Below are 16,885 nucleotides of genomic sequence, written 5' to 3'. Positions count from 1 at the left end.
CACCGTGCGTCGCAGTCAAGACTGACTATCCCAACGTGATTTACTACGACCCGTTCTCTTCCGAGTCGGTAATGTACATCGACTCGGGCACACCACAGCGCATCCAGGAGGTCTCTGGATACTTCCAGTACCGGTTTCACTCTGCCTTTAGCTCGAACTTTCAGGGAGACGCCGGTCTGCAAGCTATGGAGTCGAACGTCGTGCGCGGGTTCGAAGCGCTGGTCGCTGACTGGGACACGTGTCAGATGCTCGACCGTGTTAAAAATCGCGAGAAGGTTCAGCCCATCAATCCTTTCGCACAACATTCAGCGTAACAGAGGCTTTGTTGCGTGACCTGTCCGGTAGCTGAGTTGGCATGGCTAGCCGCACTTTCCCATATTGCCCAGCGAACACAGTATGTCGCCGTGAGTGGATATCAGACGGCCATCGAGGCGCCGCTTGCATCGATGATCGTCGCGCTGCTGCGCGCAGCTGGCGGTTGCTGCTGACGATGCTCTGGCTGCTGACCGAATGGCTCGCCCGCGTGGCATCTGAATGACTGTGGCCGTCACTGAAGCGATCACGCTTGCCGCGAGCATCGTGCTTTATCTCACGCGCGGGCCGGCTTCGATTCAGCGGCCCGTGCCCGCGGAGATGAATCGAAGCCGGGCGCTTTCATAGGCGCTCGGTCGTCAAATGAAAGCGCCGGTCGACCGTGGCGAGCAGGCGCTTCGACAGGCGCGTGGCGCGCCCCTGAATCAGCCGGTCCGACACGCGCGACAGACCGTAGGACACGAACAGCACTGCAATCAGCGTCGCCCCGAAAAGCATGAGCGACGTCTCGCCGCTCTCCTCGCCGAACAGTCCGTCGAAGAAATGAAAGGTCATATAGACGCAGATGAAGTGCCAGAGATAAATGCCATAACTTTCGCGCCCGAGGGCCGCGGCGCAGCGTCGAACCAAGGGCATGCTCGGCGCCGCATGCCCTCTCTCGCGTTCCTTGCGGGCATGGCGCGAGCACACGAACAGCAGGAACGCCACCGCACTGCACGCGGCGAATACAGGCGCGAGCGCATTTGCCTTGTCGAGCCATACACCGAGCGCGGCCGTGACGAGCGCGAAGCCCAACGCAAGCAACAGATAGAGCCACGACACGCGCCCGGTCAGATCGGATGCGCCGAGCAAATGCGAGCGGAACGCGTACCACGCCCACATGCCGACGATGAAGCACGGCCCCTGTACCGGCGGCCAGAAGTAGCTGAACGTATTGTTGGCCACATTGCATTCGAGCGTGCCGTTGCAATCGCTCATCGACAGTACCGCGAGCGACAGGCCCAGCATCAGGATGGTGGCCAGCAACAGGCGCGTGCGGTTCATCGCCAGAAAGAACAGCAACGGCGCGATCAGATAGAAAAGCATCTCCACACCGATCGACCAGCCGCCCGGCACGACGTTGTTGATCGCGGTCGGCGACAGCGCATGAAGGAAGACCATGTTGAGCAATACGTCCATCGGGCCATGCGCGCCCAGAATCCATGCACGCTCGATGCCTGAGCGCATCGCGCCGTAGCTGATGAGGCCATAGACCGCGATCGCCGCGTAATACAAGGGCGCGATACGAAAGAAGCGCTTGATATAGAAGCGCAGCGTGACGTGACCCGCGCCCGCGCAACGCTCGTGATCCATTTCGAGCGTCATGAAGATCGTGATCGCGCTGATCACGAAGAAAAGCTGCACGCCGTACTGGCCCATTTGCGCAAGCAGTGTTACGCCTCCCGGCAAATTGGGAAACTGAAACGACAGGTGTACTGCAACGACCCCGACGATCGCAAGCGCCCGGCCTGCATCGAGCGCGGCAACACGTCCCTTCTGCATCGATGATCTCCTTCGCGTTGATTCCGACCTTCAAAGGCTCCAACCTTCAAAGGCCGATAGGCCGGTGGACAAAGACGCTTCCGGCGCAGTTCCGCCCAGACCGTGTTTGAGGCCCAAGTCTTACAAGAAGAAACGCGATACACGCATGGATACAATTTCGGCATTGGCCTCCGCGCATAACACATTCTTTATCGGGAACATGTGTGCGAATTCCTGTCATATGTGACTGTCACGGGTGAAACCGGCCACTGAAACATATCGCCTAGCTTCGAACGGACGCCTGATTCGCCAAAAATCCGCCAAAGTAATAAAAACTTAGTGGATTACCTGACAGAGCGACAGCACCCCGGATGTCCTGACGTCTACCTTGAGCCCATTTGGCGTGCCTTGGGCCTGCGATCGTCAACCATCGGAATAGAGCCGTTCGATGTTCCGCGACTGACGCGAGGGTTGTCCGACACACGGCCGTCGACGTGTCGCCCACTAAAAAACGGGCTCGCCATGAACTGCACCCCACCAAGTTGGACGGTAAGTTTCTGGGCCGCCAGAAGCTGGGTCCTTTATTGCACGGGACTCAGCCCATTGAGTTCGAGCTTGATACGCTCGTGGTTATAGTAGTGAATGCACTGACAGATCGGTACCTTTCGGGATGTACTGCCTCAATAGTCCATTGGTGTTCTCATTCGACCCACGCTACCAGGGATGTTGCGGGTCGCAGAAGTAGACGGCAATGTCTGTGGCAACGGTGAAACGTCTGTGGTTGGCCATCTCCGTTCCACGATCCCATGTTAGCGATTTATAAAGTTCCTGTGGCAACTTGCAGGCATGCCTGAGGAGTGCATTGATGACCGTCTCGCTGTCCTTGCTGGCTATCTTCACCAGCATCACGTAGCGTGTCTGGCGCTCGACGAGCGTCGCAATCTGGCTGTTCGCGCTGCCGCACAGCAGATCGCCTTCCCAGTGTCCCGGTACCGCGCGGTCTTCAACTGTCGCTGGACGTTCGCTGATCGATACCGTGTCGCGAATCCTGCCGTGATCATCCGTCTTCTGTGTGTGATGGCGCGAACGGCGCATGGCCCGGGTGCGCCGCAAATGGTCCAGCAGTTCCTTCTTCAGGGCACCGCGTGCCTGGATGAAGAGACTGCGATAGATGGTCTCGTGTGACACGTGGAAATCCTCGTTGCCCGGGTATGCCCGCCTGAGCCATCCGGCGATCTGCTGGGGTGACGATTCCAGCTGGAGTTTGTCTGCCACGATGCGTGCCAACATCCGGTGTTCAACCAGTTTGCAGAGTTTGGGCCGTTGCGCCCGATCCTAGGCAAGCTGGTCGGCACGGCTTGCCCGATAGCCGTCCGGTCCACTGTTGCGTTTGATTTCGCGGCAGATGGTGGAGGGAGCCCGTGAAAGCCGACTGGCTATTAACTGGATCGAATCGCCAGCAACGAGCGCCCTCGTCTTCCGACGCGATCCACCTAAAGCCGTTGAGTGCCGGGAGGAAATGCCGGTATCACTGACGGTATCGGCGGCGCTATGGGACCCCTGTCAGGCCCAACGCTGGGTTTGCGGCGGGTGGTGTATGGGTAGGATAATGGGTAGGCGGCGGGCTGGGAAAGCGGGAGTCAAACCTGGCGCGGCTTTCCGGGCGGTTGTTGGACCCTGCTGCCTGCAGCAAACCATGTCGGGCGTCTCTTGGCAACGGTTGGCAGATACGGCTGACGTGGGTTAGAGACTGGCCACTATGCGCAGCCGCGAAGTGTGAGTTGGCAAGTCGGATTTACGGTGGCCGGGCGGCGGAGGAGTCGAACCTGGCCAGGCTTTCCTCGCGGTTGTAGAAAAGTCTGTGTGATTTGTTGCCTGTTGATGGGGAGGTCCCGGTCATCCTGCCGAATTTTTGTCAACGCTAGCTCATAGCGGATACCTCGATCAACATGCCGTTTCTGTTGGTATATCGGGTGGTATGTCACTCCTGAAAAATCAACAGACCCTTGCCGGAAAGCCGATTCCGGGCATTTTTCAAATCCCGCCCTGGGCACCATTTCGAATCGTCGATTCGAATCTTCAAGCGCTTCGCGCTTTCTTCAGACAACGCCGGCCCGTATCAGACCATCGCGTTGTCTCCGCTTCTTCTGCGATTCACTTTCGTGGCGCTTCATCGCTCAGAACTCGTTCCGATAGGCAAATAGCCCCGGAAGTCCGCCGCTCATCACGAATAGAATTTTCTGTCCGGCCGGATACTTGCCGGTAGTCACGTTTTCTACGAGCCCGGCAAAAGCTTTGCCGCTATACACGGGATCGAGCAGCAGACCTTCCGTCGATGCCATCAGCCGAACGGCAGCGCGCATGTTATCGGTCGGAATGCCGTAGCCGGGTCCAAGCTGCGCCTCGTCGATCGAGATCGCGTCATCATTCACGCTTAGGCTTGGGTCGATCAGTCGAACCGTCTGATTCGCTTTATCCAAAGTAACCGTGCGCGCATGCCCGGCATTCCCATACACCGTGAATGCCGCAATACGTGACGGATCCAGGCCCAGCGCAACCAAACCCGCAACCAGTCCCGCATGCATGCCGCCGCTTCCGTTCGGCACCACGATGCGATCGAAAGCCACGTTTTGCGCCTGCGATTGCGCGACGATTTCAGCGGCGCAGTCCGCATAGCCGAGGCAACCGGCCGGACTCGAACCGCCCAACGGACACACATACACGTTACGGCCCTGCGCCCGCAACTCGTTCGCGCGTTCTTCGGCGAATTGCAGTGCGTTGGCCGCGCCGGGAAGATCGTGCACGCGAGCATCGAATAGCGCATCGAGCAGCACGTTGCCGTTCTCCATGTAGTCGTGATCGGAACGGGGCACGGTTCTCGTCAGCACCAGTTCGCATTGAAGTCCGACGCGAGCCGCCGCGGCCGCCGTTAGGCGCGCATGGTTCGATTGACGTGCGCCGACGGTAATGATGGTGTCCGCGCCACGCGCGAGCGCTTCGCCAATCAGGAATTCGAGCTTGCGCAGCTTGTTGCCGCCGCCACCCAATCCCGTCAGATCTTCTCTTTTGACGTAGATGTCCGCGCCGCCGAGGCGAGCGCTCAGACGCGTGAGGTGCTGAATTGGCGTCGGGCCTTCGAGAAGCGCTTGGCGCGGAAACCTTGATAAATCGAGGCGGTGCGATAAGGCGGAGTTCATGGTCGTGGGCGGGCGAGAGAGTTGAACGAGACGCCGTATTCCAGCCAGCAATTTATCAACGTCGGCGTCAGTGGTTAGATAGCTGACCGATGCGCGCGCGATCTGCGTCAGGCCTCTGATCGTCATATCGAACGGTGTATATGCGACGCCATTCGAGCCGATCGTGATGCCGTGTGCCGCCAATGCGCGTCGCACCGACATGGCGTCGAGTCCGGCGACGTTGAACGACACCAGACCGGATCGTTCGACACCCTGGTCGAGTACGGACACGCCCGGCATCGCGGCCAACCGCTCGCGCAATAGCTGCGCGGTCCGATCGATCTGCGCGCGGATATTGTCGATGCCGATTTCCAGCGCTTCGTCCAATGCATTCGCCAATCCGCAATGCAGTGCAATCGACGCTTCCGATGATTCGAGACGCGCGGCATCGCCGCGCAGTACCGGCTCGCAGTTGGCGTCGAGCGGCGCGGAATAGGTGTCGACGAAGGCTGGCATCAAGCGGGGCAGAAAATTCCGCCGCACGAATAACAGCCCGGTGCCGCGCGGTCCGCGCAGTGCCTTGCGGCCCACGCCCGCCAGCACCTCGCAGCCGAGTTCGACGACGTCGATCGGCAGTTGTCCGATGGCCTGCGCCGCATCGATGAAATACGGAATGCCGTGACGGCGCGCTATCTGCCCAACCGCGGCAGCCGGATTGATCAGTCCGCCATTGGCCGGTAGCCACGTGAGTGCAATCAGTCGGACCCTGTCGTCGAGCATCGCTTCGAGTGCGCCAGGATCGACCCTGCCGCTGGCATCGGAAGGAATCGTCTCTATCGATGCACCCGCGCGCTGCGCCAGAAGACGCATCGTCGCGAGATTGCCGCCCCATTCGTGCCGCGCAACGAGGATGCGTTGCCCCTCGCGCCACGGACCCAACGCCGCGAAAGCTGCGCCCCAGCCCGGCGAGTTGCCGGTCGTCAGCGCGATCTCGGCAGGCTGAGCGTTCAGCAGTCGCGCGGCGAGCGTGCGGGCCCGCTCGGTTTGTTCGCTAGCAGCCGCGCCCGCTTCCATGGGTCCCATCGACGCTTCGCGCAACAGATGCGCGTGAATCGCTTCGAGCGTGGCGGCCGACGGCAGCGACGCGCCCGCATGATTGAAATGCGTGGTACTGAGAACACCGGGTGTGCGGGCACGTAATGCATCGATGACTGCGGGCGACAGCGGAGAAGACATTGGCGGCTCCGAGTGTATGAGTGGAATTCAGGCGTTTTTCAATGCGACAACCGCTTCGACTTCGACGGCGACTCCCGCCGGAAGCGACGCGACACCAACCGCGCTACGCGCGTGACGGCCGGCGTCGCCGAAGATCTGCACCATCACGTCCGACGCACCATTGGCAACCGTGCTCTGCGCACTGAACGCCGGCGTGCTCGCGATGAACACGTTCAGGCGCACGACGCGCGCCACGCGCTCGAGCCGGTCGCCTGTCGCCGCGACGATCTGCGCGACGACACCGAGCGCAGACAGCCGCGCGGCCTGAGCGCCTTCGGCGTCGCTGATATTGTCGCCGAGACGCCCGAGATATGCAGGCTGTCCGTTGTTGCGCGAAATCTGACCAGAAATGTGAAGCAGATTGCCTTCTTGCACGAATGGTACGTAATTGGCAGCGGGTGCGGACGCGAATTCAAGCGTCAGGCCGAGGCTGGCGGCGCGGGAGGTAATCGAGGAGGCCATCGGAAGGGTACCGTTTTAGTGACGGAAAAGCTTCGATGCTATTGATTCGCGCTGCACGCGACCAACGAATTATCGCGCTCGACGTATGAGCCAGACTAATGCGTTCAGCCGAGCGGGTCTTGCTGCGCCGTTTGCACGATCCATGAGCGGAATGCGGTCGCGGCGGCATCGAGCTTGCCCTTGCGCGTGACGAGCCACCACCCGATGCGCGGATCGTCGAGCACCGTGTCGGGCAACGCAGGCACCAGCGAGCCTTGCGCGAGCTGCTGCGCGATCAGCCGATGGCGGCCCATTGCGATGCCCTGTCCGGCCAGCGCCGCTTCGACGACGATGTTGTAGTCGTGCAATTGCACCCGTTGCGCGTCGCCGAGGTCCAGGCCGGCATGACGCGACCATGCTTCCCATTCGAACGAATGCGTCGAGTAAGAAATCAGCAATGGGAAACGCAGCAGGTCCAGTGCTTTGCGCGGACGCTTTCTGCCGGCAAGCAGCGACGGACTGCACACCGGCGAAAGACGCTCGGACATGAGCCTTTGGGAAGCGACACCCGGCCAGCCGCCGCGTCCATAGCGAATCGCCACGTCGACTTCGCCGCCCGGCACATCGGCGAGTGCGATGTCGGGCCGCAATTGCAGTTCGATATCCGGATGCGCGAGCGGGAACGTATGCAGACGCGATGCGAGCCAGCGACTCGCGAATGAAGACAGCAGGCCCACGTTCAGCGTTTTGCGTTCGGTGGAGAATGCTCGCACTTCGCTGGTGCCGAGCCGCAGCAGTTCGAAAGCGGCGTGGACTTTCGCATAGTACGCGCGGCCTGTCCCGGTGAGTTCAATCGCGCGCGTTTGGCGCTCGAATAGCGCGATACCCAGATCGGCTTCGAGCTTCTGGATATGGTGGCTGACCGCGCTTTGCGTGACGAACAGTTCTTGCGCCGCGCGGCTGAAACTCAGGTGGCGCGCGGCGGCTTCGAAGGCGCGCAGCGAAAGCAGAGGCGGTAAGGGGCGGGCGGTGCGCATCGAATCGGACGATAACAGCGTGAGTGAAGTCTGCCGTTATACGCCTGAAGGGACGCAAATGAAACCCTTACCGTCCGGCTTCATTCCTGCCACGCCGCTCCTTCCGGATACCAGTACTTGTCCAATGTCCCTTCCAGCATCTCGATGCTATAGCCCGGCCGTTGTGGCGGCATGTAGTGCCCGTTGCGGATCACCACGGGGTCCACGAAATGCTCGTGCAGATGATCGACATATTCGAGCACGCGATTTTCGAGCGACGCCGACACGCAGATATAGTCGAACAGCGAAATATGCTGCACGTACTCGCACAGGCCGACGCCACCCGCATGCGGGCACACCGGCACACCGAACTTCGCGGCCATCAGCAGTACGACGATCACTTCGTTGAGTCCACCGAGCCGACAACTGTCGATCTGGCAAAAGTCGATGGCTTGCGCCTGCAGCAGTTGCTTGAACATCACGCGATTGTGGCAATGCTCGCCGGTTGCGACGCCAATCGAACCGAGCCGCCGGCGAATCGCCGCATGACCGAGGATGTCGTCGGGACTGGTGGGCTCCTCGATCCACCACGGGTCGAACTCGGCGAGACGACGCATGTTCGCGATCGCCTCATCGATGTCCCACACCTGGTTGGCGTCCATCATCAGTTTCAGGTTCTCGCCGATCTCTTCGCGCAGAATGCGCGCACGCCGCACGTCTTCTTCCAGGTCGCCACCGACCTTCTGCTTGAAATGCGTCCATCCCTGCGCGACGCCTTCGCGCGCGAGCCGGCGAATCTTGTCGTCGTCGTAACCGAGCCATCCTGCGGATGTCGTATAGGCCGGATAGCCGTGCGCGAGCATTTCCTTTTCTCGCTCGCCTTTGGTCTTCGCATGACGATGCAGCATCGCGAGTGCTTCGTGCGGCGTGATCGCATCGGTCACGTAACGAAAGTCGAGGCAGCGCACGAGTTCTTCCGGACTCATGTCGACCAGCAGCTTCCAGACCGGCTTGCCGACGGATTTCGCCCACAGGTCCCACACAGCGTTGACGACCGCCGCGGTGGCAAGATGAATCGCGCCCTTGTCCGGACCGATCCAGCGTAGTTGGCTATCCGAAGTGAATGCGCGCCAGAAAGCACCCATATTCGCGGCGATATCTTCGAGCTTCTTGCCGACGATCAATGGCGTGAGTGCATTCACGGCAGTCACGCAGATTTCATTGCCGCGGCCAATCGTGAACGTGAGACCGTGGCCAATCAGGTTCGGCGTGTCGGTTTCGAGCGTGACGTAGGTGGCGGAGTAGTCCGGCGCGGCATTCATCGCGTCGGAGCCGTCCAGTGAACGTGAGGTGGGAAACCGGATGTCCCGAACGGACAGCCTTGTGATCGTCGTCATCTGCGCACCCTCCGGGGCTATGGCTATCGGCTTGTCGTCTGCGGACGCAGACGGGATCGGCTACATGCGCACGTTCTCCATGTGCGCGTTCCTGCCGCGTGTACGGGTAAGCCCTTGGTTCCCAGATACCAGGCATCCCTAGGTATTCCCCAGGCATTTGTACGCGTTGACAACACGGCATTCCCTTTCTAGCATGCTAGCATGTTCTCTCGAAATCAAGGCCTCCGTGAACTCGTCAGCCGAACTGGAGAATGCCGCTGGCAATCCTTATGTCGCACTGCAAAAAGTTGGCGGTGGCGAGCGCGGCAGTTTGACCGACGCGGTGGAGGCGGCGTTGCGAGAAGCGATCGTTACGTTGGCGTTGGAACCCGGCATGATGATCGACAAGATGGCCGTGTGCGAACGGATGGGGGTGTCGCGCTTTCCGGTGTCGTCCGCGTTGGCAAGGCTTGCGCATGCGGGTCTCGTCGAGGTATTGCCGCAGCGCGGCACGCGCGTCAAGCCGATCGCGCTCGACGACATCCGCCAGCATCTATTCATACGCAGCGCACTGGAGGTCGAGACGGTGCGCGGCGTGGCGCGAATGCACGACCGGGCCACGCTCGACGCATTGGCCAGCAATCTCGACCAGCAGCGCACTCTGGCTGGAAGTGGCGAACGTCTGGCGTTTCATGCGCTCGATCTGGCTTTCCATGAAATCCTGCTCGACGCGGTCAACCTGCCGCGCGTAAAGGAAATCGTCGCGGTGTCGCGCAATGCGCTGGACCGCGCGCGGCAATTGCTCGCAAGTCCGGAACGGCTCGTGCATACGCTGGAAGAGCACGAGAGCATCTTCAAGGCTCTTTGCGCCGGCGACGGCGATGCGGCCGCGAAAGCGATGCACGATCATCTCGACCAGGTCGTCGCCGAATTGCACCGGTCCGCGAAAGAGCGGCCCGACCTGTTCGCGCCTTGAATGAAAGCTGCAATGAAAGCCGTTGTCGAGTCGTAAAAAGCTCCACCGTAAAAGCGTTGGTGATACAGGCAGCCGTCGACAGATCAGCACATGAACCCACTCATTTCCGTCAACAAGCTTTGCAAGAGCTTTCCGGGCGTTAGAGCACTTCATGACGTCCGCTTCGAACTCATGGCCGGTGAGGTCCACGCGCTGATGGGCGAGAACGGCGCCGGCAAGTCGACGCTGATGAAGATTCTTGCCGGCGTCTATACGCGCGATTCCGGCGAAATTCTGTTCGACGGCAAACCCGTCGACTTTCAAGGCCCGCGCGACGCGCAAGCCGTCGGCATCGGCATCATTCATCAGGAACTGCAACTGATGAATCATCTGAGCATCGCGCAGAACATCTTTATCGGCCGAGAGCCGCGCAAGGGTCTGGGTCTGTTCCTCGACGAAGACAAGCTGAATGCGCAGGCACGCGAGATTCTCGCCCGCATGCACGTGAAGCTCGATCCGCGCAAGATAGTCGGCACGTTGACCGTCGCGAGTCAGCAGATGGTCGAGATCGCGAAAGCCCTGTCTTTCGATTCGCGTGTGCTAATCATGGACGAGCCCACCTCCGCGCTCAACGATGCCGAGATTGCCGAGTTGTTCCGGATCATCCGTCAATTGAAAGAGCGCGGCGTCGGCGTCGTCTATATCTCGCACAAGATGGACGAGTTGAAGCAGATCACCGATCGCGTCACTGTGATGCGCGACGGCGAGTATGTGGCCACCGTTCCGACCGAGGGCACCAGCGTCCAGACGATCATCGGCATGATGGTCGGGCGCACGCTCAGCGACATCGCGCCGGTGCAGAGCGCGCCGGCGAAAGGCGAACTCGCGCTCGAAGTGAAAAATCTCGTCGCGGGTCCGCTCGTGCGCGACGTCAGTTTCGAATTGCGCAAGGGCGAAATACTCGGCTTCGCCGGCTTGATGGGCGCGGGCCGCACGGAGCTCGCGCGTGCGGTGTTCGGCGCCGATCCGGTCGAATCGGGCGAGATTTTTGTGAAGGGCGTGAAGGCGTCGATCAAAAGGCCCAGTGATGCGGTCAAGCGCGGCATCGGCTATCTGTCGGAAGATCGCAAGCGCTTTGGTCTGGCCACCGGAATGGATGTCGAATCGAACATCGTAATGTCCGATCTCGGCAAGTTCCTGTCGCTCAATATGTTCCTGCGCAGCGGGCAGATTCGTAAAAGAGCGCAGCACTTCATCAAGCTGCTTGCGATTCGCACGCCTTCGGCGACGCAGCAGGTTCGGCTCCTGTCGGGCGGCAATCAGCAAAAGATCGTGATTGCGAAATGGCTCGAGCGCGATTGCGATGTCCTGTTCTTCGACGAACCGACGCGCGGTATCGACGTCGGCGCGAAAAGCGAAATCTACAAGCTGCTGCGCTCGCTGGCGGCGCAAGGCAAGGCGATCGTGATGATCTCCTCGGAGCTGCCCGAAGTTCTGCGCATGAGCGACCGCATCGTCGTGATGTGCGAAGGCCGCATTACCGGCGAGCTGTCCGCCAGCGAAGCGACGCAGGAGCGCATCATGCATCTCGCGACGCAGCGCGAATCCCTGAAAACGGCACAAGCCTGAAGAGGTCTATGACATGACAATGCAAACGGATACCGCGGCGCTGGACAACGAACGGCGCACTTCCGGGCTGAAAGCGCGAATTTTTGCGCCGACCGCCGTGCAAAAGATGCTCGCGTTCGCGAGCCTCATTCTGCTGCTGGTGTTCTTCAGCTTCGCGTCACCGGCCTTCATGCAGATGGACAACATCCTCGGCATTTTGCAGGCGACCGCTGTGAACGGCGTGCTGGCGATCGCGGCCACGTTCGTGATCATCACCGGGGGTATCGATCTGTCGGTCGGTACGTTGATGACGTTCACCGCCGTGATCTGCGGTGTATTTCTCACCTACTGGCATCTGCCGATGTGGATGGGCGTACTCGCGGCACTGGCGACTGGCGCGGTATGCGGCACGATATCGGGCACCTTGACCGCGAAAATGAAGATTCCGCCATTCATCGCGACGCTCGGCATGATGATGCTGCTCAAAGGGCTTTCGCTCGTCGTGTCGGCTGACAAGCCGATCTATTTCACCGATACCGAGAACTTCTACCGTATTTCCCAGGACTCGCTGATCGGCTATTTCCTGCCGAGCGTGCCGATTCCGAATGCGGTACTTATTTTGTTCTTTCTCGCGATCGTCAGTTCCATTACGCTCAATCGCACTGCGCTCGGCCGCTACACATTCGCACTCGGCAGCAATGAAGAAGCGGTACGGCTTTCGGGCGTCAATGTCGATCGCTGGAAGATCGCGATTTACGGCGTGGGCGGCGCGATCTGCGGCATCGCGGGTCTCCTGATCGCGTCGCGGCTCAATTCCGCGCAGCCGGCGCTCGGCCAGGGCTACGAGCTCGATGCGATCGCGGCGGTCGTGATCGGCGGCACGTCGTTGAGCGGCGGTTCGGGCACGATCCTCGGCACCATCATCGGCGCTTTCATCATGAGCGTGCTGACCAACGGGCTGCGCATCATGTCGGTCGCGCAGGAGTGGCAGATCGTCGTGACGGGTTTAATCATCATTCTGGCGGTGTATGCGGACATTCTGCGGCGCAGCCGGGGAAGTTGATGTAGGAGCAAGGAAGCAGCAAATAAGCAGGGAACGCAGGAGCAGCAGAGAGAGGGCACGTGAAGGCTCCCTCGAAAGCTCGATAGCGGCTTGATAGCCCAACCATTGGAGGAGGCCCCATGTTGAAGAGAAGACTAATCGGTATCGTGGTCGGTGTCGGTGCGCTCGTTGGCGGAAGCAGTCTCGCGTATGCGGATGACCAGTATATTCCGCTTATTTCGAAAGGCTTCCAGCATCAGTTCTGGCAAGCCGTCAAATCGGGTGCCGAGCAGTCCGCGAAAGCGAACAACGTCAGGATCACGTTCGAGGGACCGGAAACCGAAGCGATGGTCGACAAGCAGATCGATATGCTGTCGGCCGCGCTCGCGAAGAAACCGCAGGCGATCGGTATTGCGGCACTCGACAGCAAGGCGGCCATCCCCTTGCTCAAGCGCGCGCAGAACGACAAGATTCCGGTGATCGCATTCGACTCTGGCGTCGACAGCGATATTCCGTTGACGACCTGCGCAACGGACAACCTCGCCGCCGCCGCGCTCGCCGCCGACAAGATGGCCGAGTTCATCGGCAATTCCGGCGAAGTCGGCGTCATCGTGCACGACCAGACCAGCCGCACCGGTGTCGATCGTCGCGACGGTTTCGTCAATCAGATCAAGTCGAAGCATCCGAACATCAAGATCGTGTCCGTGCAATACGGCGCCGGCGACCACCTGAAGTCGGCGGAAATCGCCAAGGCCATGATCCAGGCGAATCCGAACCTGAAGGGCATCTTCGGCGCGAACGAAGGTTCCGCGGATGGCGCAGCGATTGGCATCAAGGAGTCGGGCAAGAAACTCGTGCTGATCGGCTTCGACTCCGGCAAGGAGCAGAAGGACAACATCATGTCGGGTTTGATGGCCGGCGCAATTACGCAGAACCCGGTCGGTATCGGCAAGTGCACGGTCGACTCGGCGGTCAAGGCGCTGCATGGCGAGAAGCTGCCGAAGAAGATCGATACCGGTTTCTACTGGTACGACAAGACCAACATCAACGATCCGAAGATCGTAGCCGTGCTGTACGACTGAGCAAGGCCGGCGATCGCGACTCGGGAAGCCGGGCACGCGGAAATCGTCAAGGAGGAAGAGCCACGCTCTTCCTCTTTTTTATTGCCTTTGCGCGACATAGGAATGACGCCAACCGAGCGGGGCGCTGCGCCGCAACAACGTGCGATCCGAAACGCTCGCACCGGGTCGAGCGGCTGCGGATTAGCGACGGTCCATTGCCATAAAAGCGTGGCTAATAGTCATTTCACGCCATTGCCCGCATTAATCTGATATTTTATGTTTATGTAATCGTTGCACGAGCCGTCCATTCGCATGCCGATTCGGACCCACTAACCGTCGAATGCGCAGGTCATGGCTTTTACCGAACCAAGGTCTCCATTTTTCAAGTGGCTCGTGTCCTCGGCTCAGAACCTGAGTCCGGACAACCGGCAGATTCTGCTCGCCAACCTGTTTACGCGAACCGCTTCTATCATATTCGCATCGATTTGCGAAATCAGCGTTTGCGCTACTGCGTATTATCTTTATCCAATTCCGCTGTATGCCGCGTGGGGCATTGCGGTCGTCGCATTGCTGATCGTGCGGCTCCTGTTGATCTGGCTATGCCGCACGCGCGCCGCGAAAGGGCTGCCCACACCGACTTCCGCGTTTCTTTTCGCGAGTCTGTTGTGGAGCGCGCTATTCGGCTTCGGCACATTTCTGTGCAATATCAGCGGAAGTCCCACGCTTTTTCTGCTTGGAAACGTTTGCGCGGTCGGTGTAATCGGCGGATTGGCCGGACGTAATGCGAGCACGCCGCGGCTTGCGTTATTGCAGATCGTTTTTATTCTGAGCTTTCTGAGTATCGGTGCGGCGATGTCGCCAGGCAATGGCAAGCTCGTGTTGCTATTTCAGGCACCCTTTTGCGCGGCCGGCTTTTTCACGGTTGCGCTGCGCAGCAATCGCGACACCGTCGCGTTGCTGCTCGCGCGCGAAAACAGTCATCGCCTCGCGCGTCAGGACAGCTTGACCGGTTTGCCGAATCGCGCGCGCATCAGCGAGCTGCTGCTCGAGCGCACCGGCGAGAGTTCGACCGGGCAGCGCGGGGCGTTCGCGGTGCTGCTGATCGACCTCGATGGCTTCAAGGCGATCAACGACAGTCTCGGCCATGCCGCCGGCGACCAGATTCTGCAGGAAGCGGCGACGCGTTTGTGCGACGTGCTGCCAAGCGGCGACCAGGTTGGCCGCCTCGCGGGCGACGAGTTCGTGGCGATTTCGGACGGCGCCGGGCAGCTTCGCGACGTGCGCGTGCTGGCCGATCGCATCGTCAGAACGCTGGCGCGGCCGTTCGTGCTGAGCGAAGCGCTCGTGCATATCGGCGCGAGCGTCGGCATCGCGCTGTACCCCGAACATGCGAATACCGGTCCGCAATTGCTGATCTGCGCCGACCGCGCGCTGTATGGCGTCAAGCGCAGCGGCAAAAGCGCGTTTGCGATTTTCGATGCCGAGAAGCACGTATCCGACGAAAGCCTGAGCCTGCTGCGCAGCGATCTCGAAGGCGCGCTGAAGTCGTTCGATGGTTTGCGCATGGAGTATCAGCCGATCATCGATCTTCACACCGGCGCGGTAGCGGGTCGCGAGGCGCTGATTCGCTGGGCTCATCCGACGCGCGGCGAGTTGTCGCCGTCGGCGTTCATTCCGACCGCCGAGCGCACCGGCCTGATTCTCCTGTTGGGCGAATGGGTGCTGCTGCAATCGTGCATGGCGGCGTCGACGTGGCGCGACAAGGTGATCGTCGCGGTCAACGTATCGCCGGTGCAGTTGCGCGAGGAATCGTTCGCATCGACGGTGACGGCCATACTTCGGAAAACGAGGTTGCCGCCGACGCGGCTCAATCTCGAGGTCACGGAAACGGCACTGCTGAACGACGATGAAGTGACCCGCCGCAACATCACCCGGTTGCGCGCATTGGGCATCGGGCTGGCGCTCGACGACTTCGGCACCGGCTTTTCGACGATGTCGACGCTGGTGCGCTTCTCGTTCGACAAGCTGAAGATCGACAGTTCGTTCGTGCGCGACGCCGTGCATGGGCGCGAATCCGCGGCCGTGGTGCGCGGCATCGTCGCACTTGCGCGCGAGATCGGCATGCCGACCACGGCAGAGGGCATCGAAACCCAGGAGCAGCTCAATTTCGTGCGCGTATGCGGTTGCACTCATGCGCAGGGTTATCTGCTGGGCAAGCCGATGAGCAGCGAAGAAATCGAGCAGTGCGAAGCCGCGCTCGACGCGCGTGTCGCCGACAAGGCGGCGCCCGCGGACTTTTGATAACCGTTACCGACGCGATCGAGGTCGTGATGTCATCTCCCCTGCAATTCCAATTGCGGATCACCGCGTCGGCGGAACTCGCCAACTCGCTGCGCGCGGACCCTTCGTGCGCCGCGCATCCAGCACTTCGCGCCCTTTTGCAAACGCAACACGCCACGCTCAAATGCCAGTTCGATGCATTCGCCGACTACGTGAGTGAAGCGGAGAGAATGGGCGCCGAGAACTACCCGCTTTATCAATGGACGCGGCAAACCATCGAGAACCCGGAGAAGAAAGCGAAATACCTCCGGTCGTTCACGCTTTACGTGAATGGCGACGAGGTGTATGGCAAGGATGTCGCCGATGCGCTCGAAGTCGGCTTGTCGAAGCTGATCGACGCGAACGGCATTGTTCGTGTGTCGAGGTTCGACACGAATCCCGCAAACAATCCACAGCCGCCCGCGCGCATGTGAGGCGACCGTTTAATTTTCACTCTGAAAGCTTCACGGTCAACCGGCTTAACATTTGACGACACGCCACGAAGTTCGTGAGACCATGGAAGTTCGCTTATTTTTGTGGGAGCGCGACATGGGACTTTTAGACGAAGTGGGCAAGATTGCCGGCGCGGTCGCCGCCGTTGAAGCCGAGGAGAAAGTCGATCCGGCGGCGGGCCTGTTGGCCAAAGGCGTGGCCGCCGTCGCCGGTTTCGAAGGCGCCGGCAAGCTCGAAGAGCTGGTGGAAAAGAAAGAAGAAGAGAAGAAGGACGACGCCGACAACGCTCAAGCCGCGGACGATACGAGTTCGCAAACCTGAGCGACGCTC

At 60.4% G+C, this 16,885-nt stretch carries 13 protein-coding genes and 3 pseudogenes; 8 read left to right on the top strand and 8 right to left on the bottom strand.

Features of this window, described 5'->3' with window-relative positions; all coding sequences use genetic code 11:
- Positions 1 to 71: 71 nt before the first annotated feature.
- Positions 72 to 314, top strand: coding sequence for a hypothetical protein (locus G5S42_RS44255; protein ID WP_246391951.1), 243 nt, complete (start codon positions 72 to 74; stop codon positions 312 to 314).
- 340 nt (positions 315 to 654) lie between these two features.
- Here the strand turns inward: G5S42_RS44255 and G5S42_RS11460 are convergent, their stop codons facing one another.
- From G5S42_RS11460 to G5S42_RS11425, 8 genes and pseudogenes are all read right to left on the bottom strand, one after another.
- On the bottom strand, positions 655 to 1,854 hold the full coding sequence (locus G5S42_RS11460; RefSeq protein WP_176106849.1) for an acyltransferase family protein: 1,200 nt from the start codon (positions 1,852 to 1,854) through the stop codon (positions 655 to 657).
- A gap of 560 nt (positions 1,855 to 2,414) precedes the next feature.
- Positions 2,415 to 2,477 (bottom strand): annotated as a pseudogene (locus tag G5S42_RS11455) (IS3 family transposase); the annotation flags it as partial.
- Positions 2,473 to 3,348 (bottom strand): annotated as a pseudogene (locus tag G5S42_RS11450) (IS30 family transposase); the annotation flags it as partial. The pseudogenes G5S42_RS11450 and G5S42_RS11455, both read right to left, overlap by 5 nt.
- Before the next feature lie 662 nt (positions 3,349 to 4,010).
- Positions 4,011 to 5,030, bottom strand: a complete 1,020-nt coding sequence (locus G5S42_RS11445; protein WP_176110480.1) for a D-cysteine desulfhydrase family protein — start codon at positions 5,028 to 5,030, stop codon at positions 4,011 to 4,013.
- Positions 5,031 to 5,057: 27 nt separating this feature from the next.
- A pseudogene (locus tag G5S42_RS11440) lies at positions 5,058 to 6,245 on the bottom strand (aminotransferase class V-fold PLP-dependent enzyme); the annotation flags it as partial.
- A gap of 27 nt (positions 6,246 to 6,272) precedes the next feature.
- A complete protein-coding gene (locus G5S42_RS11435) occupies positions 6,273 to 6,746 on the bottom strand; it encodes a RidA family protein (RefSeq protein ID WP_176106848.1) in 474 nt (157 codons plus the stop codon).
- A gap of 104 nt (positions 6,747 to 6,850) precedes the next feature.
- Complete coding sequence (gene gcvA / locus G5S42_RS11430) at positions 6,851 to 7,762, bottom strand: transcriptional regulator GcvA (protein ID WP_176106847.1); 912 nt, start codon at positions 7,760 to 7,762, stop codon at positions 6,851 to 6,853.
- A gap of 80 nt (positions 7,763 to 7,842) precedes the next feature.
- The gene (locus G5S42_RS11425) at positions 7,843 to 9,138 is read right to left on the bottom strand and encodes an L-fuconate dehydratase (protein WP_176106846.1); all 1,296 of its coding nucleotides are present in this window, start codon (positions 9,136 to 9,138) and stop codon (positions 7,843 to 7,845) included.
- A 193-nt stretch (positions 9,139 to 9,331) separates the two neighbouring features.
- Here G5S42_RS11425 and G5S42_RS11420 point away from each other — a divergent pair, with 193 nt between their 5' ends.
- From G5S42_RS11420 to G5S42_RS11390, 7 genes are all read left to right on the top strand, one after another.
- Positions 9,332 to 10,093: a GntR family transcriptional regulator gene (locus G5S42_RS11420; RefSeq protein ID WP_176106845.1), complete on the top strand. Its 762-nt coding sequence runs from the start codon at positions 9,332 to 9,334 to the stop codon at positions 10,091 to 10,093.
- 90 nt (positions 10,094 to 10,183) lie between these two features.
- Positions 10,184 to 11,701 (top strand): sugar ABC transporter ATP-binding protein, encoded by a 1,518-nt coding sequence (locus tag G5S42_RS11415; RefSeq protein WP_176106844.1) that lies wholly within the window; start codon positions 10,184 to 10,186, stop codon positions 11,699 to 11,701.
- A 13-nt stretch (positions 11,702 to 11,714) separates the two neighbouring features.
- On the top strand, positions 11,715 to 12,743 hold the full coding sequence (locus G5S42_RS11410; RefSeq protein WP_013092574.1) for an ABC transporter permease: 1,029 nt from the start codon (positions 11,715 to 11,717) through the stop codon (positions 12,741 to 12,743).
- Between the two features lie 119 nt (positions 12,744 to 12,862).
- Complete coding sequence (locus G5S42_RS11405; RefSeq protein WP_176106843.1) at positions 12,863 to 13,804, top strand: ABC transporter substrate-binding protein; 942 nt, start codon at positions 12,863 to 12,865, stop codon at positions 13,802 to 13,804.
- Positions 13,805 to 14,134: 330 nt separating this feature from the next.
- Positions 14,135 to 16,084, top strand: coding sequence for a putative bifunctional diguanylate cyclase/phosphodiesterase (locus G5S42_RS11400; RefSeq protein ID WP_176106842.1), 1,950 nt, complete (start codon positions 14,135 to 14,137; stop codon positions 16,082 to 16,084).
- Between the two features lie 29 nt (positions 16,085 to 16,113).
- Positions 16,114 to 16,536: a hypothetical protein gene (locus tag G5S42_RS11395; RefSeq protein ID WP_176106841.1), complete on the top strand. Its 423-nt coding sequence runs from the start codon at positions 16,114 to 16,116 to the stop codon at positions 16,534 to 16,536.
- 115 nt (positions 16,537 to 16,651) lie between these two features.
- Positions 16,652 to 16,876 (top strand): hypothetical protein, encoded by a 225-nt coding sequence (locus tag G5S42_RS11390; RefSeq protein ID WP_176110479.1) that lies wholly within the window; start codon positions 16,652 to 16,654, stop codon positions 16,874 to 16,876.
- Positions 16,877 to 16,885: the final 9 nt, after the last annotated feature.

The organism is Paraburkholderia youngii (assembly GCF_013366925.1).
In the GTDB taxonomy this organism is placed as follows: domain Bacteria; phylum Pseudomonadota; class Gammaproteobacteria; order Burkholderiales; family Burkholderiaceae; genus Paraburkholderia; species Paraburkholderia youngii.
Note: the sequence above shows the minus strand (reverse complement) of the source record. Positions and strands in the feature narration are given on the sequence as shown.

What these genes read in the sequence shown, in the direction of transcription:
- gcvA (WP_176106847.1), bottom strand. Translation starts at nt 7,762, where the DNA reads ATGCGCACCGCCCGCCCCTTACCGCCTCTGCTTTCGCTGCGCGCCTTC.
- G5S42_RS11400 (WP_176106842.1), top strand. Translation starts at nt 14,135, where the DNA reads ATGGCTTTTACCGAACCAAGGTCTCCATTTTTCAAGTGGCTCGTGTCC.
- G5S42_RS44255 (WP_246391951.1), top strand. Translation starts at nt 72, where the DNA reads ATGTACATCGACTCGGGCACACCACAGCGCATCCAGGAGGTCTCTGGA.
- G5S42_RS11435 (WP_176106848.1), bottom strand. Translation starts at nt 6,746, where the DNA reads ATGGCCTCCTCGATTACCTCCCGCGCCGCCAGCCTCGGCCTGACGCTT.
- G5S42_RS11420 (WP_176106845.1), top strand. Translation starts at nt 9,332, where the DNA reads ATGCTAGCATGTTCTCTCGAAATCAAGGCCTCCGTGAACTCGTCAGCC.
- G5S42_RS11410 (WP_013092574.1), top strand. Translation starts at nt 11,715, where the DNA reads ATGACAATGCAAACGGATACCGCGGCGCTGGACAACGAACGGCGCACT.
- G5S42_RS11445 (WP_176110480.1), bottom strand. Translation starts at nt 5,030, where the DNA reads ATGAACTCCGCCTTATCGCACCGCCTCGATTTATCAAGGTTTCCGCGC.
- G5S42_RS11415 (WP_176106844.1), top strand. Translation starts at nt 10,184, where the DNA reads ATGAACCCACTCATTTCCGTCAACAAGCTTTGCAAGAGCTTTCCGGGC.
- G5S42_RS11395 (WP_176106841.1), top strand. Translation starts at nt 16,114, where the DNA reads ATGTCATCTCCCCTGCAATTCCAATTGCGGATCACCGCGTCGGCGGAA.
- G5S42_RS11405 (WP_176106843.1), top strand. Translation starts at nt 12,863, where the DNA reads ATGTTGAAGAGAAGACTAATCGGTATCGTGGTCGGTGTCGGTGCGCTC.
- G5S42_RS11425 (WP_176106846.1), bottom strand. Translation starts at nt 9,138, where the DNA reads ATGACGACGATCACAAGGCTGTCCGTTCGGGACATCCGGTTTCCCACC.
- G5S42_RS11460 (WP_176106849.1), bottom strand. Translation starts at nt 1,854, where the DNA reads ATGCAGAAGGGACGTGTTGCCGCGCTCGATGCAGGCCGGGCGCTTGCG.
- G5S42_RS11390 (WP_176110479.1), top strand. Translation starts at nt 16,652, where the DNA reads ATGGGACTTTTAGACGAAGTGGGCAAGATTGCCGGCGCGGTCGCCGCC.